The 24,209-nt window shown below is 51.9% G+C and carries 18 protein-coding genes; 5 read left to right on the plus strand and 13 right to left on the minus strand.

Annotated elements, in window-relative coordinates; all coding sequences use genetic code 11:
* Positions 1–115: 115 nt before the first annotated feature.
* The 4 genes from K6123_RS12190 to sbcD all read right to left on the minus strand — a co-directional run bounded on the left by K6123_RS12190 (position 116) and on the right by sbcD (position 8,287).
* The gene (locus tag K6123_RS12190) at positions 116–967 is read right to left on the minus strand and encodes a putative nucleotide-diphospho-sugar transferase (RefSeq protein WP_221798087.1); all 852 of its coding nucleotides are present in this window, start codon (positions 965–967) and stop codon (positions 116–118) included.
* Positions 968–1,136: 169 nt separating this feature from the next.
* A complete protein-coding gene (locus K6123_RS12195; protein WP_221798089.1) occupies positions 1,137–3,074 on the minus strand; it encodes an acyltransferase family protein in 1,938 nt (645 codons plus the stop codon).
* A 123-nt stretch (positions 3,075–3,197) separates the two neighbouring features.
* Positions 3,198–6,986 (minus strand): AAA family ATPase, encoded by a 3,789-nt coding sequence (locus K6123_RS12200; RefSeq protein WP_221798091.1) that lies wholly within the window; start codon positions 6,984–6,986, stop codon positions 3,198–3,200.
* A complete protein-coding gene (sbcD, locus tag K6123_RS12205; RefSeq protein WP_221798093.1) occupies positions 6,983–8,287 on the minus strand; it encodes an exonuclease subunit SbcD in 1,305 nt (434 codons plus the stop codon). The genes K6123_RS12200 and sbcD overlap by 4 nt, the downstream gene beginning before the upstream one ends.
* A 339-nt stretch (positions 8,288–8,626) precedes the next feature.
* On the opposite strand from sbcD, the gene K6123_RS12210 reads away from it, so the two are divergent.
* The 3 genes from K6123_RS12210 (at position 8,627) to K6123_RS12220 (ending at position 10,568) form a co-directional block, all read left to right on the plus strand.
* Complete coding sequence (locus K6123_RS12210; RefSeq protein WP_221798095.1) at positions 8,627–9,139, plus strand: DUF6795 domain-containing protein; 513 nt, start codon at positions 8,627–8,629, stop codon at positions 9,137–9,139.
* 335 nt (positions 9,140–9,474) lie between these two features.
* Positions 9,475–9,873: a DUF6795 domain-containing protein gene (locus tag K6123_RS12215; RefSeq protein ID WP_221798097.1), complete on the plus strand. Its 399-nt coding sequence runs from the start codon at positions 9,475–9,477 to the stop codon at positions 9,871–9,873.
* 11 nt (positions 9,874–9,884) lie between these two features.
* Positions 9,885–10,568, plus strand: coding sequence for a DUF6795 domain-containing protein (locus K6123_RS12220; RefSeq protein WP_221798099.1), 684 nt, complete (start codon positions 9,885–9,887; stop codon positions 10,566–10,568).
* Between the two features lie 203 nt (positions 10,569–10,771).
* Here the strand turns inward: K6123_RS12220 and K6123_RS12225 are convergent, their stop codons facing one another.
* From K6123_RS12225 to K6123_RS12265, 9 genes are all read right to left on the minus strand, one after another.
* Positions 10,772–11,158 carry a hypothetical protein gene (locus K6123_RS12225; protein WP_221798102.1) on the minus strand — a complete coding sequence of 129 codons (387 nt, stop codon included), beginning with the start codon at positions 11,156–11,158 and terminating at the stop codon, positions 10,772–10,774.
* A gap of 246 nt (positions 11,159–11,404) precedes the next feature.
* The gene (locus tag K6123_RS12230; protein WP_221798103.1) at positions 11,405–13,369 is read right to left on the minus strand and encodes a transglycosylase SLT domain-containing protein; all 1,965 of its coding nucleotides are present in this window, start codon (positions 13,367–13,369) and stop codon (positions 11,405–11,407) included.
* A 266-nt stretch (positions 13,370–13,635) separates the two neighbouring features.
* Positions 13,636–14,046: a bacteriohemerythrin gene (locus K6123_RS12235; protein ID WP_221798105.1), complete on the minus strand. Its 411-nt coding sequence runs from the start codon at positions 14,044–14,046 to the stop codon at positions 13,636–13,638.
* A gap of 158 nt (positions 14,047–14,204) precedes the next feature.
* Entirely contained in the window at positions 14,205–14,423 is a 219-nt protein-coding gene (locus tag K6123_RS12240; protein ID WP_221798107.1) for a VF530 family protein, read from the minus strand.
* Positions 14,424–14,856: 433 nt separating this feature from the next.
* On the minus strand, positions 14,857–16,434 hold the full coding sequence (gene guaA / locus K6123_RS12245; protein WP_221798109.1) for a glutamine-hydrolyzing GMP synthase: 1,578 nt from the start codon (positions 16,432–16,434) through the stop codon (positions 14,857–14,859).
* 95 nt (positions 16,435–16,529) lie between these two features.
* Positions 16,530–18,017 carry an IMP dehydrogenase gene (gene guaB, locus K6123_RS12250; RefSeq protein WP_221798111.1) on the minus strand — a complete coding sequence of 496 codons (1,488 nt, stop codon included), beginning with the start codon at positions 18,015–18,017 and terminating at the stop codon, positions 16,530–16,532.
* 166 nt (positions 18,018–18,183) lie between these two features.
* Complete coding sequence (locus K6123_RS12255) at positions 18,184–18,870, minus strand: alpha/beta hydrolase (protein ID WP_221798113.1); 687 nt, start codon at positions 18,868–18,870, stop codon at positions 18,184–18,186.
* A 221-nt stretch (positions 18,871–19,091) separates the two neighbouring features.
* On the minus strand, positions 19,092–21,107 hold the full coding sequence (locus tag K6123_RS12260; protein WP_221798114.1) for an Lnb N-terminal periplasmic domain-containing protein: 2,016 nt from the start codon (positions 21,105–21,107) through the stop codon (positions 19,092–19,094).
* 154 nt (positions 21,108–21,261) lie between these two features.
* The gene (locus tag K6123_RS12265) at positions 21,262–21,738 is read right to left on the minus strand and encodes a DUF3015 family protein (RefSeq protein WP_221798116.1); all 477 of its coding nucleotides are present in this window, start codon (positions 21,736–21,738) and stop codon (positions 21,262–21,264) included.
* 170 nt (positions 21,739–21,908) lie between these two features.
* On the opposite strand from K6123_RS12265, the gene xseA reads away from it, so the two are divergent.
* Both xseA and K6123_RS12275 read left to right on the plus strand, forming a co-directional pair.
* Positions 21,909–23,267, plus strand: a complete 1,359-nt coding sequence (gene xseA, locus K6123_RS12270; protein WP_221798119.1) for an exodeoxyribonuclease VII large subunit — start codon at positions 21,909–21,911, stop codon at positions 23,265–23,267.
* Positions 23,267–24,133: a M23 family metallopeptidase gene (locus tag K6123_RS12275; protein ID WP_221798121.1), complete on the plus strand. Its 867-nt coding sequence runs from the start codon at positions 23,267–23,269 to the stop codon at positions 24,131–24,133. Before xseA ends, K6123_RS12275 begins: the two co-directional genes overlap by 1 nt.
* Positions 24,134–24,209: the final 76 nt, after the last annotated feature.

Here is a 24,209-nt window from a genome sequence, read left to right on the forward strand (position 1 = left end):
AGCCGCTATTTATCAGGGTTTTAGGGGTATGCCAAAGATGTGATTTGTTGCAGTTACGCCACGGATAAACGACCGTGGCGTATTGGAGGGAAAGAAAACAAAGACAATTGGAACGTTAGATCGGATATTTTGATATCAACCACTTCATTGCCAGTCTCTCTTTTATGCTCAGCTGAGAGACATCACCGAATAAAATTTCCCGGGAAATCGGTTTTGGCCGTAAACAGCCACTGGCACCATGATGGTTTTTCAGCAAGCGAGCCAACTTTCGGGGACCCAACAAACGCATAAGACAGTTAATCGAATCTCGCCCACTATCTCCTTTATGCCGGTGCAATTTCGGGCTATGAATAATCTTCGGAACTCCGTGCTTGTGTGTCATCACTTCGATCTGATTCAAATGCATCAGATTATATTCCGGTGGCAGGATCCCCAGCTTCAAATCACTGTCCCACAGCAACTCCCGGAACGAAGGCTGGTCTTTTTTCTGATTCCGTTCCTTGATGACCGTTTTCCAATCGCGAAGAAAAGCCTGTACCTTGTCACTATTGCGGACACCAACCAGACCACCATTCAGTGTGGGAAAGGACTGAGGAAACTGGCGATCCAGAATAAGACTGCCATGAGCTGAATTTCGGCCCGGGTCATGGCAGGCGATGATGTCGTATTTTTCCAGCAAGAAAAACACATCAGAAGGATCATCAATCACAAACGTATCGGAATCGATATACAGCGTGCAATCAAAACGGGACTGGGCCAGTGCATCAATTTTTGCCCGAAACCAGGAGTCAGGCTCAACATGAACCTGACTGAATACCTGTTCTTCTACCGGTTTGTCGGTAAACAGATCAATCGGGATTTCCGGGCATTGACGACGCAGAGACCTGGCTGAGCGGATTGCCAGATCGGTGTAGGCAAGATCACCGGTCGCAGCATAAACGAAACCGATTGATGGAGAGTCTGACACGAGCTCGTTCCTTGTAAACTTTCAGAAAACTACCTGTTCTCTGTCGCAGAAATGATACGTGAATCGTCCAAATCATCAAGTTTTGTCATTAAAAAGCAACAAACCACAGTCTTTCGCCCAAGCGCCAAATCATAATGCAAATACCCATTTAAGTGCTGGTATCGCCGCTTTATGGCATCGGAGTTTGCTCTGGAGAGTTATCAAATCGTACCAGCACCTTCTCGACTTGCTGAGCAAGATCAGGACATTCTTCGAATAAAGACTCACTGCCATAAACTGAAATATGACTGCCATCAAGCGAATAGGGATATCCCTCTCGCGTCTTGTGTGTGCCATCTTTCTCAAAGCCCAGCTGTTGCTGAGTCACAAAAATCAGGTTCGGAGCTGAAGGCACTGTATGGGTTACTTGTTGCCAAAAGGCCGCTGCAGGTTCCGCTTTAAGAGGATCTTCAATTACCTTCTGATCGGGAAAATACACTGCTCGCTCAACAGAATCCCTGCGCAGTAACACAGGGACATCCAGCACCATGACTGTAATATCTTTATCAGCCGCAACAGTTTCGAGCAGATCAACGAATTCTCCGCTCAATTGGTGCTCATATACCTGATACCAGGCCGCTGCCAATACGATCACATCGTAATCCCGATAGTGCTTCTCAAACCACTGACGGTTCATCAAACACTGACGTCTGGATATGTGCCCAGCTGGTGCGGTACTCCCCTCCCCCAATGATGGAAAACACCAGTTCGTCGTCACACTACTGAGCTGAAAATCGAGAGACTGCGACAGATTTTCAAAATAGGGCTCCCATTGAGCGGCAAACGAGTCACCATACAACAGCAGAGACGGACTTTCCGGGTTATCGGAACCGATTGTGCACTGGGTCCCCTGCACTCCGACTTCTAGCCCCTTGTGAGTATTGAAGTTGTAAAAACAAAAGCCCTGCTCACGTGACGGCAACGTAAACTTCCCTGCTTGCACAAAACCAGGTTTATCAAAACGCTGGGCCAAGCCACCAGTAAATTTCCCTGTTGCTCCCAGGACGACAAACAGCAGGGTTCCAACAATAAAGAAATTAAAGACAAACCGGCGGGAAAAGCGCTGTTTGTCCCGGAAAGGGCGCTCGACAAAGCGGTAGCCCAAGTACCCCAGAATAAATGAGCCCAGTATCAGAACGGCTATTTCTGCAGTGCCTGCATCCTCCGTTGTCCTGAGGCGTGAATACGCCAACAAGGGTTGATGCCAAAGATAAGTGGAATAACTAATCAAGCCAATCCACACCAGTGGTTTCAGACTCAACAAACGCCCAACCAGGGTTCCACTATCAGCAAACAATATAATCCCCAGACTGCCAAGCACTGGAACCAGGGAATACAGACTTGGAAATGGTATCTGTTCGTCGTAGCCAAAGATCGAAAACAGCACCAGCGCCAGTGCCAATATCGACAGCAGGTTGTTTGACTCCAAACCACGTTGGCGAATAAAAAAGGCAGCCAATGCACCCAAAATCAATTCCCATGCCCGAGTAAGTGCAAAGAAGAAATTCGCCGTCGGCTGATGACGCCAGCCCCACTCACTCAGAGCCAGACTACAGATGGCAATGGCCACCAGACACAGGAATAATTTGCGTGAGCCAAATTTCCACAGAAGGCCGAGCAATAAAGGGAATACCAGATAATACTGCTCTTCGACAGCCAGGCTCCAGGTATGCAGCAGAGGTTTTTCTTCAGCAGCAGCAGCGAAATATCCGCTTTCCTTCCAGAAGACCATATTGGATACCGACAACGCCGTACCCATCAGGCTATTTGAAAAGCTGACCATCTGCTTCGGCAACATCCATGCCCATGCAAATGGCAGGCAAACCAGCATGACCAAAAACAGAGCCGGTATTATTCGCCGGATTCGACGTTCATAAAAATTGACCAGACTAAACGTTTGGTTCGCGTGCTCCTCCAGCAAGATCGTGGATATCAGATAACCACTGATCACAAAAAACACATCAACGCCGACAAAGCCCCCAGAGAATAATCCGTAGCCTGCGTGAAACAGCACTACAGGCACGATAGCCAATGCCCTTAGCCCATCAATTTCCGCACGATATTTCAAACCAGATCCTTTTACTACGAACACAGACAAGCCAAACACCAGCCTGAGAGGCATATTTTAAGAAAGCGGCGATGCTATCACACGAGCCATCCGTCGTCAGATGTCGAGCTAGTTGAAGGCGATTCAGGTTCCTTCTATTTCGTCAACCCGATACTGCCGCTCCAGTTCACTGATCCCCAGACCACTTTTCTTGATCGCTTTCAGCTGCACCGGAATTCGTTCTTTCATAGCGTCGATATGACTGATGACACCAATCATCTTGCCGCTGGCATTGAGGTTATCGAGGGCATCCAGGGCAATGTCCAGGGTTTCGCGGTCGAGGGTGCCGAAGCCTTCATCCAGAAACAGTGAATCAATGCTGGTTTTGTGGCTGACCAAATCAGATAACGCCAGCGCCAGTGCGAGACTGACCAGGAAGCTTTCGCCACCGGAGAGGGTTTTGGTATCCCGTTCGATATCGCCCTGCCAGGTGTCCAGTACGCTCAGTTCCAGACCACTGCCATCCTTGCTTTCAGCACTGTCCTTACGGCTCAACAGATAACGGCCGTGCAGTCGTTCGAGCTGGCTATTGGCCAGCTGCACCAAATGATCCAGCGTCAGTCCCTGGGCAAATTTGCGAAATTTGGCACCGTCTTTCTGGCCGATCAGGGAATTCAGATATTGGCTGTCGTCGTAGCTGAGCCGCTGCTGTTCAATTTGCTCGAACAATGTTTGCTGGCTCTGCCGACGCTGCTGGTCAGATACCAGGGTCTGATTCAACTCGCCACGGCGGCTACTGAACGATTCCTGCTGCTCGGCCAGTCGCTGACGCTGCATTTCACTAGCCGCTTGATCAAGCTGCCGGAATTCTTCTGCCTGCGGATGCTGCTGTACCGCCGCCAGGGCGTCGTCAGCATTGTGTAACAACGCCTGAGACTGGCTCAGCTCAGTATCCAGCGTTTGCTTCAATTGCTGTAACTGCTGCTGTTCATCTTCACTCAGCATGGCTGCCAACACCGCTGCTTCCGATTCAAACGGGCTGGTTTGCAATGATGCTTGCCAGGCTTGCTGACGCTCTTCCAGCTGTTGACTCGTCGCCTTGATTGCCTGCCGGGCACTGCCAAGCTCAGCGCTCAGCGCACTGTGCTCGCGGGCCAGTTGCTGGCTGGCGGCTTGCGCCTCGGTAAAGGTCTTTTCAGCCGCTGCCACTGTCTGCTGCATGGCTTCACGAGCGGCGACGACCGTCTGCTCACCAAACAGCTGCTGCCGTTGCTGCTGCAGCTCGATCAGTTTTGCATCCAGTTGCTCCAGCTCAGCCTGTTGGTGCTGCAACTGCCCTGCACACTCGTCCAGTTGCTTTTGTAGAATCGCACGCTGGTTTTCCAGCTCAAACAGGGTACGGCCCAACTCTTCTCGCCGCTGGCTCTGTTGCCGCCATCGCTGACTGTCTTGTTGCTTTTGCTCAAACCAGGTCGCCAACTGATCTGGCTGTGGTGGCTGATAACCCAGCTCCGCCAGCTGATCGGCAAACGACTGCTGCAACAACGCCAATGCCTGTTGATCATTAGTCTGTTGCTGCTGTTTATCGGTCAGTTGTTGCTGCAACGCTTCCAGTTTGCCAGTGGCCACCACAAGCTCGGCTTGCAGGCGGGTTTGCTGCTGTTGCTGGTTGTCGAAGTGCGTTTTCAATTCGTCACGCCGCTTCTGCAATTGCTGCAACTGATTCAGGTCCTGCTGGCATTGCTGTTGCTGCCGGTGGTGTTGCTGCTCGAACGCCTGTAAGCCAGCCTGATCGTGAATCGCCAGCCGCTGAGCTGACGTAAACAAACTCGCTTGCAGTGGCAACCATTGACCATCCAGCTGCTGCTGTTCGCTGGCAATCTGCTGCAGCCGCTGCTGAATTTCCTGCTGCTGACGCTGAATCGACTCCAGCTGCTCCTTAAGTTGTTTACCCTGTTCTTCAACCGCCTGAAACTGCTGTTCGGTGGTGTTCCTTTTGGCAATGTTGTCCGAGCTGTTCTGGCCATTTTGGGATAACGAATGATCCAGCGCCGGGTGGTCATAAGAGCCACACAGCGGGCAAGCTTCGTCGGCTTGCAGCACGGAACGATAATGCGCCAGCTGTTCATCCTGACTGACCAACTGGCGATAGACACCCAGCAGCTCTTGCAGACGTCGATATTCCAGCCGCAGCGTATCGCGCTGCTGAGCCAATTGCTGTTGTTGTTGAGTCAGCTGCTGCACTGAATCCTGCTTTGCGACCGCTTCCTGCTGCAACCGCCACCACTGCTGCTGCAAATGTTGCAGTTGCAGCAGCGAACCTTGCTGATGCTGCAAGTGCTGTTGCTGCTGTTGTAGCTGCTCCAGCGCTGACGGCGAACCTTCCGCTGTCGTAAAGCCCAGTTGTTGCAGGCTCTGGTCCAGCTGTTGGCGGGCCTGCTGCCAGGCCTGATGAGCCTGATCAAGCCCTTGTTGCAATTGCCCCAGCTGCTGTTGCTGATTCGACTGTGCCTGCTGCTGATCAGCCAGTTGTTGCTGCAACTGGCCGGTTTGCTGGTTCAGATCCGTCAGACTCAGGGTCTGTTTGGCCATGCTGTCGGCCATATAACGCCACTGATCCAGGTATTTCTCTAACGACTGATCTGCCTGATGGCTGGCCAGATAGTCGTCAGTGGTTTGCAGCTGTTGTTGACTGGCGCTGAGCTGCTGCTGAACGGCCGCCAACTGCTGTTGCAAGCTGTGCTGCTGTGTTTGATGCAGCTGCCGTTGTTTGCTGATGTCGCCGCGCTTGTCGGTCTGCCGTTGAATCTCATGATCAAGTGGCAACACCTGCTCGTTAATCTGTTGTTCCTGCTGTTGCTGCGCCGCTTTGGCCTGGTTCAACAAGTCAAACTGTTTGGCTTGTTCGGCTTCCGCAGTTTGCAGACGGGTCTGCAGTGCCTGTTCCTGCTGCTGTTTATCGGCCAGTTGTTGCTGAAGTCTGGCCAGCTGTTGGCGGCTATCGACCAGCAAACTGTGCGGCGTCCGCAGTTTTTCCGCCGGCTCACTCTCGGCCAAGCGCTGTAACTGTGGCCGGGCTAGCTCCAGCGCGGCATTGGCCTGCGCCACGCGCGCGGCTGCTGCAGTTTGGTTGGCCTGCGCCTGCTGCCGTTGCTGCCACCAGTTCATACAAGCGTTAGTGGCTTCCAGTTGCTGTTTAACCTCAGCGACTTGTTGCTGCACCTGGGCCAGCTCTTGCTGGTATTCGGCAATTTCGTCAGCCGCTAACAGCTGTACACCGTCAGCACGGGCCTTGAGTTCGTTCAGGCGAGCCTCTTCCTGCTTGAACTTGTCGTACACCCGTTGGGAAATACGGCCATAAATTTCCGTGCCGGTCAGTTCTTCCAGCAATTCAGCACGTTCAGACTCTTTGGCATTCAGAAATGCCGCAAACTGGCCCTGCGAAAGCATCATCGAACGGGTAAAACGGCCAAAATCGAGCCCGGTGATTTGCTCAATCAGCTCGGACTTCTGCTTCACCTGGCTGGCCAGCACCTTGCCTTTGCCAGCGGTTTCATCCATATCGTCATCCACCAGCAGCTCTGCCAGTTCGACCGTCGCCTGCTGCAAATTGCCATCCGGCTTGTTACGGGAACGACGCATGCTCCAGTGAGCGCGATAAGCTTTGCCCTTGACCTCAAAATGTACTTCCGCCGCACACTCGGCGGTTCCACGGGTCATGATTTCGTTGCTGGAAGTCGAGATCAGCCCCAGCCGCGGGGTCTGGTGATACAACGCCAGGCAGATGGCATCCAGCAACGTCGACTTGCCGGCACCAGTCGGGCCGGTAATGGCAAACAGGCCGTTATCAATGAATGGCGAACGGGTAAAGTCGATCTTCCATTCGCCCTTGAGAGAGTTGAGATTCTTGAATTGCAGGCTGAGGATTTTCATGCGCGCCCCTCCTCAGCGGCAGCATCCGAGCCGGATTCATGTTCCAGCTCTTCGACCAGCTGACGGAATTGCAGACGAATACGCTGCAACCGGGCTTGCTCTTGTTCACCTTCAAACGCGACTTGCGCCAGCCGCTGCTCAAATACATCTGCCGGAGTCAGTTCTGCCAGAGTTTCCTGTTGTTGTCGCACCAAAGCTGCCCGACTGCTGTTACGAGCGCGCCTGAGCTGCAACACTTCCACCGGCAGACCGTCGGTCAGGGCCTGCACTCGCTGGGGTAAATCCGCCAGAAATTCCTGGCTCTGCACTTCCACACAGAGCCAGGTGATGTGTTGGTTATCCGCACAAGCCTTGAGCTGGGTTTCTATCGCTTGCAGGTCACCTTTTAGCACCGCCATCGGCTGGAAAACCGGCACCTGAATGGGTGTTATATCCACCCTTACTGTTGGGGTCGGAGTCTGGGTCGCAGCCGCGCTAGCGTCTTCTGCAAAGGCCACCTTCACGACCTGCTTGGGGGATTTCAGCTCATCAAAGCTCAGAGGAATCGGTGAGCCGGAATAACGAATGCATTCGTTTTTGGCGACGATTTGCGGCCGGTGAATATGCCCCAGTGCGATATAGTCCGCTGGTGGGAATCCATGGGCATCAAAACCATCCAGCGTACCGATATAAATATCCCTCACTGACTCCGATTGTTTTACGCCCAGCGCGGTTAAATGGCCGGTAGCGATAATTGGCAACGTCCGGCCTGTGTCGGCCAGCAGCGCATCCCGTTTGGCCTGCGCCAACTGATACAGCTTGTCATAATGTTGCTGAATCGCCTCCCCCAACGCGATCCGCTTTTGATCACCCGACTCCCCCGCTGCGGTATGCAATACATCACGGGGGCGCACAAACGGAATCGCACAGACAATCGCAGCAACCTCTCCCGCAGCATTGCGGATCTCTAACACCTGATCGTCCAGCGACTCGACACCCACACCCGCCACCACATACGTGTTCAGGCACGCCAGCAACTCGCGGGATTCATTCAAGGTCGACACCGAATCGTGATTCCCCCCCAACACCACCAGCGTGCAGTTCAGCTGATTCAGGGCAACAATAAAGCGGTTATACATTTCGCGGGCGTAACTGGGCGGCGTACCGGTATCAAACACATCACCGGCAACAATCACAGCGTCAATCGCATGGGTTTGCACCTGCACCAGCAGCCAGTCGAGAAACTGCTGATGCTCGGCCTTGCGGCTCTGGGTGAAGAAATTCTGGCCAAGATGCCAGTCGGAGGTGTGGAGGAGGTTCATGGTGTATCAAGGCTGCTATCAGTGGCGCGAAAGAGTTCAATGATAACACTGTCGAAACTGGTATTTTTCAACATAGGCCGTGCGCTCAGGTAAATTACACACCCATTTTTTATCAAGCTGGTTTTCCTGTGAAAACCAGCAGATCGAATCTGAAATCCATGTATTCATGTCTATCGGTTTCGCCACTCATTTTGTGCTGAACTTCCAATTATCAGGCTCTCAAATGAATGTTTTCAGACACTCGTCCCAGTTTGCCAAATCCAGACATCGCAGAAGCTGGTCATCCTCATAGGATAGCGTTTAAACGGATAATCACCGAGAAAGCCAAGGACGTGCTTTGTGTTAAAAATAAACCTCAAGAGCGCAGTACTAACATTGCTCGTTATCGCCTCTTCAATTCCAATTGCCAGCTACAGCAAGGATCAAACGATGGGATTTTTCCTCGAGAAAAAATGCCTTTTCTCCGGGTTTTCTGGAGTTCTGGTGGATAAAGGATCACCTCTGGCCAATGTAGAGTTACATCGAAAAGTCGAATATCGAGATAAGTTATACGAAGACAAGGTTATTACAGATAAGGACGGCCGATTTACCTTTGAAAGTCTATGGGTAAGGCCAATTATTGACGACATTGACCAATTTGCTGCTCACCAATATATCAAAACTCACACAATAGACTCTGAAATACTGATTTGGAGAGGGGGGAAGCTAGACCCCAAAGAGCACGCGGAATTTGGATATAAAATAAAAAACTCGATATGTGATATTTCTAACACTCTAAAAACAATGAACAGCAACCCTGCCTCAAATGGAATTGTAATATCAATTTGTGAGATTACTGAAAAAGGAATTTAAAATGCCATCACCAAGATAATTTTCAGACCTGGCCAATATTCCTTTTTAGCAATAGACTCATTCGTTACGAATGCCTTATTTTCTCGACTCAGGCAAAAAACTCACTCGATATTAAGTGTATCGGAGTAATTCAGAGTATAGTCAAGAGTCCACTCCACCTTGCTAAATAAAAATCATAAAGCCATCCATGTTCCATGCACGATAACATTAAAAATACAATCATAAAAACAGGGGACGCTTTTGAAATTTCGAATCAACCTCCCAAGATTTCTGTATTAAAATTGCTTATCGAAGACTGTTCTACGTTACCCAAAAGTAACAGAAAGGATCAAACAATGAGATTTATCTTTAAAAGAAAATGCCTTTTCTCCGGATTTTCTGGAGTTCTGGTGGATAAAGGATCACCTCTGGCCAATGTAGAGTTACATCGAAAATTTGAATATCGAGATAGGTTATACGAAGACAAGGTTGTTACAGATAAGGACGGTCGATTTACCTTTGAGAGTCTATGGGCAAGGCCAATTATTGACGATATTGACCAGTTCATAGTACATCAAAATATAACGTTCAAAGTGGAGACTCGTAATATTGATCTGTGGATAGGAGGAAAACTAAGCAGCGAGGAATTTTCCGAATTTGGAAGAATACCTGAAAAAATAACATTTGACATATCAAAAGAAATAACTCGAAATAAAAAATCAAGTGATGTAATCGGCACAATCTGCACCCTTTAATAAAACTAAACATGGGAAAACAACACCATAAAAATTGCAAAACAGGCCCAGCCCCCTACAATATAAAAATTTATGCTGCTAATTTTCGTGACAACTTGGTTACTGAATCAGGTACTAAAACTATGAATTCACAAGTAAATCAGGTTCTTGCAGAACATAGATGGAAATCTATGCCCGAAATTTCTAGATATCATAGATTATCGCTACAGAAAAATTTCAATATCGCAGAATTAAAACCACCCCCAATTGCGTACTATATCTCAATTTTCAACTACAGCAGGGATCAAACGATGGGATTTTTCCTCGATAAAAAATGTCTCTTCTCCGGCTTTTCTGGAGTACTTTTGGATAAAGGATCACCTCTGGCTCATGTGGAGCTATATCGAAAAGTAGAATATCGAGATAAGTTATACGAAGACAAGGTTATTACAAATAAGGAAGGTCGATTTACTTTTAAAAGCGTTTGGTATCGCCCCCTGATAGACGATATAGATCAATTTTCAGCGCATCAAGACATTTTCATAAACTATAAAAATAGTGAAATATGGATATGGAGCGCGGGAAAGCTAAGCCCTCACGAATTTGCAGAATTTGGCGCAATTCCAATAAATCTGGTCTGTGACATATCAAATGAAATGGACGGCCCTAATTTAACTGGGGCGACAGTTGCAACAATGTGCAAGTGGGAAATATAAAAAGGAAATTTAGAATGCATCCACAAAATCCCAATGTGTTCTTATCCCACTACCCTACGAACGAGAGCTGTTCTTGTATCCATGATTAAAAATAACCTGAAAACACGGCACAGCGCTCATTCTCTGTAAACCGAAATTATTGATACTTATTGCAGTGTAATCAGCGCGTCCTGCAGCAACAAGGCTTGCAGCCGACAAGCAAACTACTCCGCCCTGGCATCCGCCCCATGCTCGGACAACTGCGCCCCAAACCAGCGATGAATCGCCGTGAGCGTGGTCAGGTCTTTGGTTTCAAACCGAATTCCGGCGCCATCTGGCTCCTGAAAATAAACGGCAGTGAACTTGTCTTTATTGGCGTGTAGCTCGGCCAGACCCGGCATGTTTGCACCGTGAAGTTTGGCCGGGTCGCTGAAGTTGCCCTGGGCAAAGGCATCGGCTTCCATCATCAGGTGATGGCGGATATGCATCAGTTGCTGACTGTTCTCTTTGGCTGAATCCCGCAGCAACACCCGTTGAATACCACCAAATTCGGTCATGCGGAACACATGGACGGTGTCGTTCATTTCAAACGGCATCACATGGTGGGACATATCATGGACGTGCTGCTGAACCGTTTGTTCAGCAGCTGCAGCCCCGTATGGAAAGGCCAAACAAAGATAAAACCAAATGCAGAATTGGGGTCGTGTTGACATTTCAGGTCCTTCGTCGCGGGAAAATAGTGACGTAAACCCTGTATAACCAATTCGGACTATTGTCGCTACTCCTGCAAGATAGCCAGGCCGAACGTGTACCTTGCAGGTCAAGAAATTGTCAGGCAGATATTGATGCCGATGCGATTAATTAACCGTATCGGCATCTGTTGTCTCTGCCTGCTGCTGATAGGCCAACAGCAGTCGTTCGCTGGGTGACAACATGGCCACTTCCAGCCCCGCACGCTGGGCATAGATCACCCGGAAGGCCAGTACGTTTTGCACATATTGACGGGTTTCTGCGAACGGGATGGTCTCAATCCAGACATCCAGTGGCGCATTGCCGCGTTCTTTCAGCCAACGTTCGACCCGGTGTGGCCCGGCGTTATAGGCAGCACTGGCATAGGCCCGATTGTGGTCAAAACGCTGGTACATATCGGCCAGGTAGGCTGTCCCCAGCGCAATATTGGTTTCCGGCCTGTAGAGTTGGTCGGTTTTGGCAAAAGCTAGGCTGTGTTTTCTGGCGGTATGACGTGCGGTAGTTGGCATCAGCTGCATCAGGCCACGAGCGCCAACGCCAGAGCGGGCCTGCGGGTTAAACGCGCTTTCCTGACGGGCAATGGCGGTTGCCCAGTTGCTGTCGATCTCATTTTTGCTTGCGGCTGCGTCAAACAGCTCGCCAAACAAGGCTGGGAAGCGGGCGTCGAGGTAATTCCATTGCTGTTGCTGAATTGCATCAATGATGGCCCTGTGGTGCCAGCTCCACTTGCGTGACAAGGCGGCCAGGTGCTGACGCTGAAGGTCATTAAAGGCGGATCTGGCGGAGTTCCATTCCTGGCTGGCTTCGAGCTGTTGATCGAGTTTGAGCCATTCACTGGCTCGAATAACTGCCGGATTATTAGCAATGTCCGTCAGCACGCTGGAATCCAGCACTGGCGGCACATCATTCAGCTGATAAGGCAGGTTCAGGCGAGCGGCGGCGAGGAAACCATAAAACGAGCGGGACTGAGCCAGCTGGTTCCAGAGTTCGTCCTGTTGCCCTACTGCTTCCGACTGATTTTCCAGCCCGTGAATTTTCCAGTACACCCAGCGGTCATCCGATTGTATATCGGCTGGCAATTTACCAATCATCGTCAGCACGGCATTCCAGTCGATGACCTCGGCCGACATCAACTGTCGCAACCGGGCTTCCGTTAATTCTGAATATTGAAATGCCGGGTCGAGATAACCCAGCAATTGATATGCGCTGTCGGTTTGTTCGTAGCTCAGGCGTTTGCCGATGTACATATCGAGGTCGGCCAACATCCCGGAGCCTGCTGGCAGCTGCGGCCGGAACTCCAGCCATTGCTGCGCAGCGACTTCCAGATTCTTGCGCGCCTGCCGCTGGAAATAGAGTTTGACGAGCATATCCCGGGCTTCCTGCGGATAGACAGAAATATCAACGCCGACGATTTTGTCCGGGTGTTTGAGCATGGCTTCGTATTCGAGCGCCCGTGCTTCACTGGTGGTATCCATATAGCGGTGCAGATAACGCGCCAGCCGCATTTCCCTGGCCTGAATTGCACGCCAGTAGCGGATCGTCACCATGCTGGCGGTGGGCTTGCCGGTTTTTTTCCATTGTTCAAACAAGGGATCGCACTCTTTGGGTTGCGGTTCTCCCTCCAGCCACAAGCGGGTTGCCAGCTCCAGACCAGTCTGCTGTTGGCCGGTTGCCATGTAAGCCGACGCCAGGCCACATTGATAAGCTGCACTTTTAATAGGTAAACGCTGATAAGCAACCAGCCAATCTTGCCAGCGCCCCGCTTTGGCGAGGTAATCCAGCCAGTTTCGCTGTAGCTCGTAACGCTTGGGTAGCAAGGGGTACTGGTCGAAGAAATCGTTGATGTCGTTTTGCGAAAGTCGCTCAGGGAAGCGTTGATAGAGCTGATACTGCAGATAGGGATATAGCGGATATAGTTGCAGAGGTTCAATCAGCCCCTTGCCCACGTCATAGGAAACGCTGGCGAGCTGTTTTTCGACTTCAACAAACTGCCCTCGCTGCTCAGACGCAATATCAGAGCTGAGGTTACTGGCGGCGGAGCTCAGGCTGTACAACGTGATCAGCAAGCTCATAACGAGGTGGCATGCTTTCATTGTGCTTACTGACTTAAAACAAATGTTCAGGAATCCTCAACGATCAACCGGTGCGGGTCAAACGCCATATGAGGACAGCGTTGCCATTTCTTCCAAATGGCTCAGGCCAGTATAGACCCGTCAGACTGCAGCCGGGAAAACCTTACACTTGGTTGTTTAAGATTGGCGAATATGGCGAATCTGAAGAGAATCACCGCTGGCCAGACTCTTCTGAGGGCCAGCGGCAGAAACAGGGAAAAGATCAACTAACCGACAGCATGGGCACCAACCCAGTCGGCTGCGGCGCTATCCATGGTACGAGTATGTCGGTCAAACCATTCGGGCAATTGTTCATTCAACCAGGCTTTTGCAGTATCAGTTTCACCCTTGGCAACAGCCTCATTCATTTGTTCCAGCACCTGCAATAACAAGGCATGGTCGGCGCTGTGTTCGGCAAACCCGGCAAACTCAAACGCGGCCATACGGGCTTCTTCTTCAAAAAAATGCAGCTGGGTGTGTTCAAACAAACGCTGAAAATTGCGGATAAAAGCATCAGCACTGCTATTGATCGTTTCCAGTAATAAAGTAACAAATTCTTCGTGAATCTTGTCCAGCTGAGGCAGACCCAGCTGATAATCCTTTTCGAATGCATCCCTGAGTTGTTTTGCATCCAGCATACTGCGCTCTCCAATTCTTCGTGTAGAGCGCCACTTTGCCCGTTTTTTCGTGGGTCAGTATTGACCTGTTGCGATATAAACATTCAGTAATAAGCAGTTTCCAACAGAGAATCGGACCTGGTTCTCATTACCGGCCAATTTAACCACTGGCAAAGTGCTTAACAGAAAGTAGAAACGTACAAGGCTTCAACCTTGTCGCGCGCCCATTGGGTGCGGCGCAGAAACTTCAGCGACGATTTGATTGATGGCTCATTGGCAAAACAATTCACCCGGATCTGATCATGCAGGCTGGCCCAGCCGTAATGCTCCACCAGCCGGGTAAGGATGGCTTCCAGAGTCAATCCGTGCAGCGGGTTATTCGGTTGTTGCTGGCTCATGTGAAATCCCTCGGGGGTAACTGGATACTGTAGCTGAAAAACAAAAGGCCAATTGTAATAACAAGCTGGCCGTTGTGCGCGAGTAATCGCCGCTTTTCAGCGCTTTCCATCCTGTGGGCGCTTGTATTTAAAACCTGAATAGCAGGTGCTGCTCATGGTGTATTACGCCTGCGGCTAATACACCCTACGAGCGCTGGTCACGAGAGGTATTATTACAGAAGGCATTGTCACGACATGTATTGACCCTACGCAGAACTGTGTATTTACGCAGGGGCAAGGCATGCATTGCCAGATTGACAGACGAAACACAAACGGCAGCCGAAGCTGCCGTTTTTATTGATCCGATCAAGCGTCTGAAGCTAACACGCGGAGCGTTAGAACAAGGCTTATTCGGGTCACCGACCCGGTCTCCCGGATCATTCCCTCTCGCTCTTTATTCCCACTCAATAGTGGCCGGTGGCTTGGACGATACGTCGTAGGCTACGCGGGAGATGTGTTCGATCTCGTTGATGATGCGGTTGGATACTTTCTCCAGCAGCTCGTATGGCAGGTGCGCCCAGCGAGCGGTCATGAAGTCGATGGTTTCTACCGCACGCAGGGATACCACCCACTCGTAACGACGCTGGTCGCCTACTACGCCTACAGATTTAACCGGCAGGAACACGACGAACGCCTGAGAGGTTTTGTGGTACCAGTCGAAGTTGTGCAGTTCTTCAATGAAGATGGCGTCGGCTTCACGCAGGACGTCGGCGTATTCCTTCTTCACTTCACCCAGAATACGAACGCCCAGACCCGGGCCCGGGAATGGATGACGGTAAACCATGTCGTAAGGCAGGCCCAGTTCCAGACCGATCTTGCGAACTTCGTCTTTGAACAGTTCACGCAGCGGCTCAACCAGTTCCATCTTCATGTCTTCTGGCAGACCACCCACGTTGTGGTGAGACTTGATCACATGCGCCTTGCCGGTTTTGGCCGCGGCAGATTCGATCACGTCAGGGTAAATAGTGCCCTGAGCCAGGAATGGAACGTCTTTCAGCTTACCGGCTTCTTCGTCGAATACTTCGATGAAGGTGTTACCAATCACCTTACGCTTCTGTTCGGGGTCAGAAATACCCGCCAGCTTGCCCAGGAACAGGTCTTCGGCGTCGGCACGGATGACTTTCACACCCATGTTCTTGGCGAACATTTCCATCACCATGTCGCCTTCGTTCTTGCGCAACAGACCGTTGTCGACGAATACGCAAGTGAGCTGGTCGCCAATGGCCTTGTGCAGCAGCGCGGCTACCACAGAAGAGTCAACACCGCCGGACAGGCCCAGCAGGACTTTCTGGCTGCCAACCTGGGCACGGACTTTTTCGATCTGATCTTCGATGATCTTGGCCGGAGTCCACAGCGCTTCACAGCCACAGATATCCAGTACAAAACGCTCCAGCAGACGCTGGCCTTGCAGCGAGTGAGTCACTTCAGGGTGGAACTGTACACCGAAGAAGTTTTTCTCTTCGCAGCTCATACCGGCAATCGCACAAGACGGCGTGGAAGCCATCAGCTCGAAGCCTTCTGGCATCTGCACAACTTTATCGCCGTGAGACATCCATACGTCCAGCAGCGATTTGCCTTCAGCGGATACGTGGTCCTTGATGTCGCGGACGAACTTGCTGTCGCTCTCAACCTGAATCTGGGCATAGCCGAATTCACGGATGGAGGAACCTTCGACCTTACCGCCCAGCTGCTCGGCCATGGTTTGCATGCCGTAGCAAATACCCAGCACTGGCAAGCCCATGGTGAATACACACTCAGGAGCGCGTGGAGAGCCGGCTTCAGTCACGGATTCCGGGCCACCGGCCAGGATGATACCGGATGGGTTGAATTCGCGGATTTCCGCTTCGTCCATATCGAACGCACGAATTTCAGAGAACACACCGATTTCACGAACGCGACGGGCAATCAGCTGGGTGTACTGGGAGCCAAAATCCAGAATCAGAATTTTGTGAGCGTGGATGTCTTGAGACATATCAGTTCCAAACCTGTAGAAATGAAAACGCCGGGGCTAAACCCCGGCATCTGAAATCAGTTCAGCCCCCACACAGGAGCGCTGAAAAACCGCGATTAATCACCAAGGCGATAGTTAGGCGCTTCTTTGGTGATCTGCACATCGTGCACGTGGGATTCTTTCATGCCCGCGCCAGTGATCTTGACGAACTGCGGCTTGGTGCGCATCTCGTCGATGGTGGCACAGCCAGTGTAGCCCATGGAAGCACGTACGCCGCCCATCAGCTGGTGAACCACATTGCCCAGCGGGCCTTTCACCGCGATACGACCTTCAATACCTTCAGGAACCAGTTTATCAACACCGGCTTTCTTGTCCTGGAAGTAACGGTCAGAAGAACCCTGAGCCTGGCCCATGGCACCCAGTGAACCCATGCCACGGTAAGACTTGTAGGCACGACCCTGGAACAGTTCAACTTCGCCTGGCGCTTCATCAGTACCGGCCAGCATGGAACCAACCATGATCACGGACGCACCGGCAACCAGTGCCTTGGCAATATCGCCCGAGAAACGTACACCGCCGTCAGCAATAACCGGAATACCGTACTTGTTCATGGCTTCGGCAACGTTGGCAACCGCACTGATCTGAGGCACACCAACACCGGCAACGATACGGGTAGTACAGATAGAACCAGGGCCAATACCGACCTTAACACCATCAACACCGGCTTCAGCCAGCGCGATTGCGGCTTCAGCGGTAGCGATGTTGCCACCGATAACCTGCAGCTCAGGGTATTTTTCCTTGATCTGACGAACACGGTCGATCACGCCAGTACCGTTGGCATTGGAAGTGTGGCCGTGAGCCGTATCGACAACGATCACGTCAACACCAGCAGCAACCAGAGCATCAACACGCTCGTCAGTACCCATACCAGTACCAACTGCAGCACCAACGCGCAGACGACCCTGGTCATCCTTGGCAGCGTTTGGAGAAGCCTTGGCCTTGTCGATGTCTTTAACAGTCATCAGGCCAACCAGCTTGCCAGAGTCGTCCAGCACCAGCACTTTTTCGATGCGGTATTTGTGCAGCAGGCTCTGTACTTCGGATGGGCTGGTGCCTTCCAGTACAGTGACCAGTTTTTCTTTTGGTGTCATGACGGAAGCAACGGTGGCGTCGAGGTTTTTCTCGAAACGCACGTCACGGCTGGTGACGATGCCAACCAGTTCGCCATTATCAACCACTGGCATACCGGAAATACTGTACTGGGCAGACAGTGCCAGTACGGCCTTGATGGTAGTGTCACTGGTAACCGTGATTGGATCTTTTACAACACCACTCTCGAATTTTTTAACCTTGCGAACTTCAGCAGCCTGTTCTTCTGCAGTCAGGTTTTTGTGAATGATGCCCAGACCACCTTCCTGAGCGATGGCAATCGCCAGACGCGCTTCAGTCACGGTGTCCATAGCAGCAGAAATCAGTGGAATGTTGAGCTCAATACCACGGGTCAGACGGGTTTTCAGGGATACCTGATTCGGCAGCACTTCAGAATAACCGGGGACCAACAGCACATCATCGAATGTGAGTGCTTCTTGAGCAATTCGCAACATAGAAAGCCTTCCAGAGTGGGGAGTGGAGGGTCACCCGGTTTGAACGTGGGTGGCGGCAGTGCCCAGAAAGCTGGCCTGTTCCGCCGGGGTTTTCACGTCAACTTTGGATGACCCCGGATAGTTTAAGGCGCGACATTGTAGCCAAATCAACAATCGAGGTAAACGTCTAACAGCCGCCAATACGAATAAATTTAAGCACTCGCTGGCGAACCGTACTGGATGCAAAACCGGCGATATGCGGCCCGGCAGTATCCTGCCAGCAAGCAGTTTCACCCAGAGCATCAAATAGTTTGCGACCGTGATCATAGCCAACAACCTGATCATCCCTGCTGTGGAGCAGCAGCACAGGAACAGGATAGTTCGCGGTAAAATTTTCCGGATTCCACTGCTCGGGCAGCAACCAGGTGAATGGCCATACAAACCACCCCAATGGATTGCGGGAAAGTATTTCCCGTGCAGCGCGCGAATAGGATGCCGGAGCCGCCTCAGCAATAACCGCCCTAACGTTGTAGTGAGTCGCAGCCTCATGGCCAAATATCAGCGCCAGCCCTGCCCCCATACTTTGCCCCAACACCACCAATGGGCGCTGCGGATATTGCTGTCTTAACCATCCTGCCGCTGCGTCAATATCCTGCAAAACATCCGGAAGCAAGGCATTGCCTTCAGAGCCGCCGTAGCCACGATAATCCAGTGCGAACACATCGACACCTTCATAGACAAGCCAGGCAACACTGCCAATATGAGTGCTGATATTTTCACCGTTGCCGTGCAGAAACAGCACCATTGGCCTGACAGACTCCACAGTGATGGAATCTCTATTGAGAATGGCTGCTGGCTGCTTGACTCCTGACATCCACCAACCATGAACACGGGTCGAATCGACAGCAGTCAGGTGCACATCCTGATACTCAATGCCCAAATTCTCTGGTGTTCTCTCCCACTCCTGTTGTGGAAAGAAGTACAATCCGGTCAGCGAACTGCAGCCCCCCGCACCGGCACCAATCAATATGATTAACCCACCGACTGCCCACCAGCGCAGCAATCTGGCGCACCAATGCCATCTTCTGCGGAACATCAAAAATACCAGTTCGACGTCATACTGACGGTTGTCAGCGCCTGTTTGTCTTCCAGTTCACGAGCCACCCCAAAGCGCATTTGCCAGCGCACATCCTGGCTCCAGGCCAGCTCGCCTTCCAGCAAGCGTTTATTCACAGAACGTCCCAGCAATTCGGGCTGCCAACGCGCCAAAATCCGGCTTTGTATAACATCGCCCTGAAAATACCAGCCCAACTCCGGCCCTACTGCCATCCCCCAGTTCACGCCATTGAACCCTCCCCAGTCCAGCGAAGCTTTGGCAAGCAGCCATGGATTACCAACGCTGGTTTGCCAGGTTCCGCCAAAACCGATGTCCAGATAGCCGCCCATTTTATGGCTATCGAGACGACGTTCAAAACCGGCATCGACTTCCCACGAGATTGGTCTGAACAATTCATCCCGGGCAGACAATGAACGAACATTGATAGCGGTAAAATGCTGCAGCTGAATTGAACTGGATTGCTGCCAGCGAAAGTCCATTTGCCCCATCACAATCTGCGAGCCGGGAACAAAGCCATATGCCGGGTCAACCAGATCATGATAGGCCGGCCGGAAACTCAAACCAGCATACTGCTGCTGTTTCCCTTGCCCACTGACTGAACCGCCAGCCAAACTGACTCGCCTTGAGCCATGCCCCTGATCATCCCGTGCCGGTATCTTATCCAGCGGCGGATATGGTTCCAGCCCACCCAGCTCACTCCTGGCCCCCAGAATCCCCAGAGTCGCATTCCGAATGGCCGGGCCATTTTGTTTTTTCTTGATCGCGGTATAACGCGCGTACTGATAAGCCAGCTCCAGCATGCGGGCCTGTTCAAGTTTGTCCAGGCCAGACAATTGCTGTTCTAACAACGCAGGGAAGTCCGCCTGCGGATCGAGACTTTCATCAACCAGACTGACCGCCCGGCGAACCACTTCAGGGCCTGCATAGTCGATCATTTGAGTCATCAGGGTCGCCGCTGAAGGACGAAAATCAGCACTTTCAATCAGCCCTTCGGCTTCCAGCTCGCGAATCGTATCAACTGGTATTGCGGTGAAATTAAAATGCCGGGCAGCATCCGAGCGCTCGGAAGCGGCATCAATAAATGCCAATACCCGATAGGAACAATTTTCGTCGAAGAAATAGTAGTCAAACTCGGTTCCCTGCACTTCCCATATATGCCGCACAAACTGCTCAACCTCTGGTTTGTTCAGCAACAATGGAAATTCCCACACATTGCGATATTCCATGTGTTGGTATTCCCGGGTTTTTTCGTGATAACGCATAACCGTGGCCACGCCCGGGTAACCTCCACCCAATCCTTTGGCGCTGAAAACCAGTTCATTGTCATCCGGATCGGCATTGGCTGCGAAATTGACGCTAAAAGCCAACAGCTTGCTGCTTGCTGGATCGGCCCTATCCATGCGAATCAGAGTATGACCATACATCGAGGACGGAGAGTTGATATGGGAAGCCGGAAAAATCAGCGTCAGCGAATCAGCATCTATTTTGCCCGCCCACTCATTAAAGTCAGGACAAGACAGATCCTGCCACGTCAATTCAGGAAACTGCTCTTTTACCCAGTGATAGCGAGCCGGAAATCGGCATTGGGCCGAGTCGTTTGGATTATCCCATTGCAAGTTCTGGAAGGCGGTAACATCCGCTGCCAACTCCGTTAACAGTTGCTGTGGACCTCTCATATCAGGTGCGTCAGGACTGATAAAAAATGCCCGACTGTCATTCTGACTGCGCCAACTCAGCGAATACGGATGATAACGATAATGCAACAGGTGAGCCCATTGCTGCTGGCGGCTGACATCCTGTAGCCGCTGCAATTCGGGCAGCGGCTGATTTGACAACGCCGGCGCATAACCGGCCAAAGCATCACTACCCGACAAATCCCCTGCTGCTACCGCTGCTGCCGAGCACAACAACAGCGCAGTCACTCGCGCTGTAAAATCTCCAATAGCGGCAGCCACAACACGAAAGCCTGCGAATCCTTGCTGGTACATCATCATTCCCTGATACCGGAATCCAATCGCTTCAGATCACCCATCGACAGGCGCCTGAAGATGTTCGTTGCTCATTAGAAACAACCCAGAAACAACAAAGTGCGCCGTAGCGCACTTTGTCTTTAATTGCCCCGGAGGACAATCAGGCCAGCAACAGCAATTATGCTGCGTACTTGTTCAAGCGAACAGATTCCGCCAGCACCGCATTGACCTGGTCCATGGCAGAAGCAGAGGTTGCTTCGGCATTAAATACACGAGCGAAATTTGCTTGCAGGGCTGCAGCAAATTCACCACGGTCGGCAGCATCAATTGCCATCACTTCAGCCAGGGCATCCAGAGTCTCACCCTTGCCTACCGCAACATCAGCCGCCAGCTGGTCCATGTTGTCATCCATGAACTTCTGGGTATTGGTAGCCAATGGACCATTGGCGTCTTTACAGCCCAGAGTGCCTGAAGTCATACCAAAGGACTGGTTGCCAGAGCTACCATTGGTTGTTGCCGCCAATACATGCTCATACCACTCAGTTGCATCCGGAAAAACGTATTCAGTGCCCAGGCCACATCCAGCAGGGCCATGCTCAGCCATAGCAACGGAAGACAAACCAGCAAAAGCGACAACAGCAATCATTTTTTTCATCGTACGAATCCTTTTTTCAATCAACAAATAAACCATTCCAGGTTCAGTTTTCACGAATGCGCGATGTTATCGGGTATGTTTCAATACTGCTGTCGCGTATTTACCGGCTTGCTACGAAAAGCACGAAACTACAATTCAATACGATCAACAATCACTAAAATTCCGGTTATATGAACTACTCCACAACGGAACAGGCTATTTTTACAGTAAGCCAGCTGAACGAACGCGCCAAACAATTACTGGAAATCTCTTTCAGCAACGTTCGCGTCGAAGGCGAAATCTCCAGCTTGTCACGGCCTTCTTCCGGCCACTGGTATTTCAGCCTGAAAGACAACAAGGCCCAGGTTCGCTGCGCCATGTTTCGCTCCAATGTGGCGCGACTGAAATTCCAGCCTCGTGAAGGCGATAAAATTGAAATCCGCGCCCGCGTCAGCCTGTACGAAGCCCGTGGTGATTACCAGCTGATCGTCGAAAGTATGAAGCCCGCCGGTGAAGGTGCCTTGCTGCTGGCGTTCCAGCAACTGAAAGCGCGGCTGACCGCTGAAGGCCTGTTTGACCCGCAATACAAGCAGCCGATTCCCAAAGCCCGTCGGGTCGCCGTCATCACTTCAGCCAGCGGCGCTGCCCTGCACGATATTCTGACGGTGCTGAAACGCCGCAACCCGGCCATTGAAGTTGATATTTATCCGGCCATGGTGCAAGGCCAGGAAGCCCCTGCCCAATTGATATCGGCATTGGCCCGTGCCAACCGCGACAACCAGTGCGATGCCATTATTCTGGGCCGTGGTGGCGGCTCACTGGAAGACCTCTGGTGTTTTAACGACGAACAGCTGGCGCGGGCAATTTTTGAATCGCGCCTGCCAGTCGTTAGTGCCGTTGGCCATGAGGTCGATTTCACCATCGCCGACTTTGTTGCCGACCTGCGCGCGCCAACGCCATCGGCCGCCGCCGAACTGATCAGCGACGACCAGCGCGAAAGCCTGCAGCGGCTAATGCAATTACGCCAACGACTGCTGCGCGCCCAATCAGCCCACACTCACCAACTGCAACAGCGTCTGCTGCATTTGCGTCAGCGCCTGCGTGATCCGGCTCGCCAGCTGGAACAGCAGTCGCAGCAGCTCGACCAGCTCGAACGCCGTCTGGTCAACGCCTGGAAGCAACAGCAGCAACAACGTCAGTGGCAGTTACAAGGTTGGCAACAGCGGCTGCAACATCAACACCCGCAAACCACCCTGTCTGGCCTGAACGATAAAACAGCACGCCTGTCTGAACGCCTGCAACGCGGCATGCAGCGACTGCTGGAGCAACGCAGGCAACAACTCGGTTATCAGGCTGGCATGCTGCAAAACCTCAGCCCGCTGAACGTACTTGGACGTGGCTATGCACTGGTTCAAACCCCGGATGGCAGTGTCGTTCAAAATGCCGAACAGGTGCACAGCGGCGATATGATCAAAACCCGACTGGCCAGCGGCTGGCTCGAAAGCCAGGTCACTTACAGCCACCCGGCCAGCAACGCAAAGGAATCCTGATGAAATATTTACATCTGTCTGCACTGGTCCTGACCGCCGTATTTGCCAGTGGTTGCTCCATCAACGTCAAAGCCCGCGAGCTGCCCCGTCAGGATCTCATTCCCGGCGGGGTTGCCATGTTTGATATCGGCGTCAGCCAACAAGCACCGAAAGTGACGTTTGATAACCAGCCGGTGATGCTGATTCCACAAACCACCAGCGCAGGTACCGACTGGCACGCAGTGGTAGGTATTGAACTCAAATCCGAGCCCGGCCCACGGCAGCTCAGTATCAATGGCAAAACGGTCGATTTTCAGGTCGGCCAGCACCAGTACGCCGAACAACGCCTGACAGTGCAAAACAAGCACGTGAATCCCAGTGAAGAAGCTCTAAAACGCATTCGCTCGGAAAGCCAGCTGATGCGCACAGCGTTCCAGTCGTTCAGCGAGGCTGGCAAAGACACCTGGCAGCCCATGATATGGCCAGCCCAGGGGCCATTATCCAGCCCGTTCGGCTTACAGCGCTTCTTTAACGGCGAACGCCGTAACCCGCATACCGGGCTGGATATTGCTGCGCCACAAGGCGCGGAAATCATTGCTCCGGCCAGCGGCAAGGTAGTGCAAACCGGCGATTATTATTTCAACGGCAACACCGTGATGATTGATCATGGCCAGGGGCTGGTGACCATGTTCTGTCACCTCAGCCGGATCGACGTCAAGGCTGGCGACTTGCTTAAACAAGGGGATCATGTAGGTTTGGTTGGCGCTACCGGACGGGCAACCGGGCCGCATTTGCACTGGACGCTGTCGTTAAACAATGCCCGCGTGAATCCGAAGTTATTTATGCAAGAGAGCCTGCTGCCAAGTCCGGTAGCCACACAGGAATAACCGTTTCGTTCTTACCCTGTAGCCGCTGTCCTTTAGCCGCAGCGCAGCCAATGTCGGATGGCATTCGCTGCGCTCA

Source organism: Oceanobacter mangrovi, assembly GCF_019740315.1.
In the GTDB taxonomy this organism is placed as follows: domain Bacteria; phylum Pseudomonadota; class Gammaproteobacteria; order Pseudomonadales; family Oceanobacteraceae; genus Oceanobacter; species Oceanobacter mangrovi.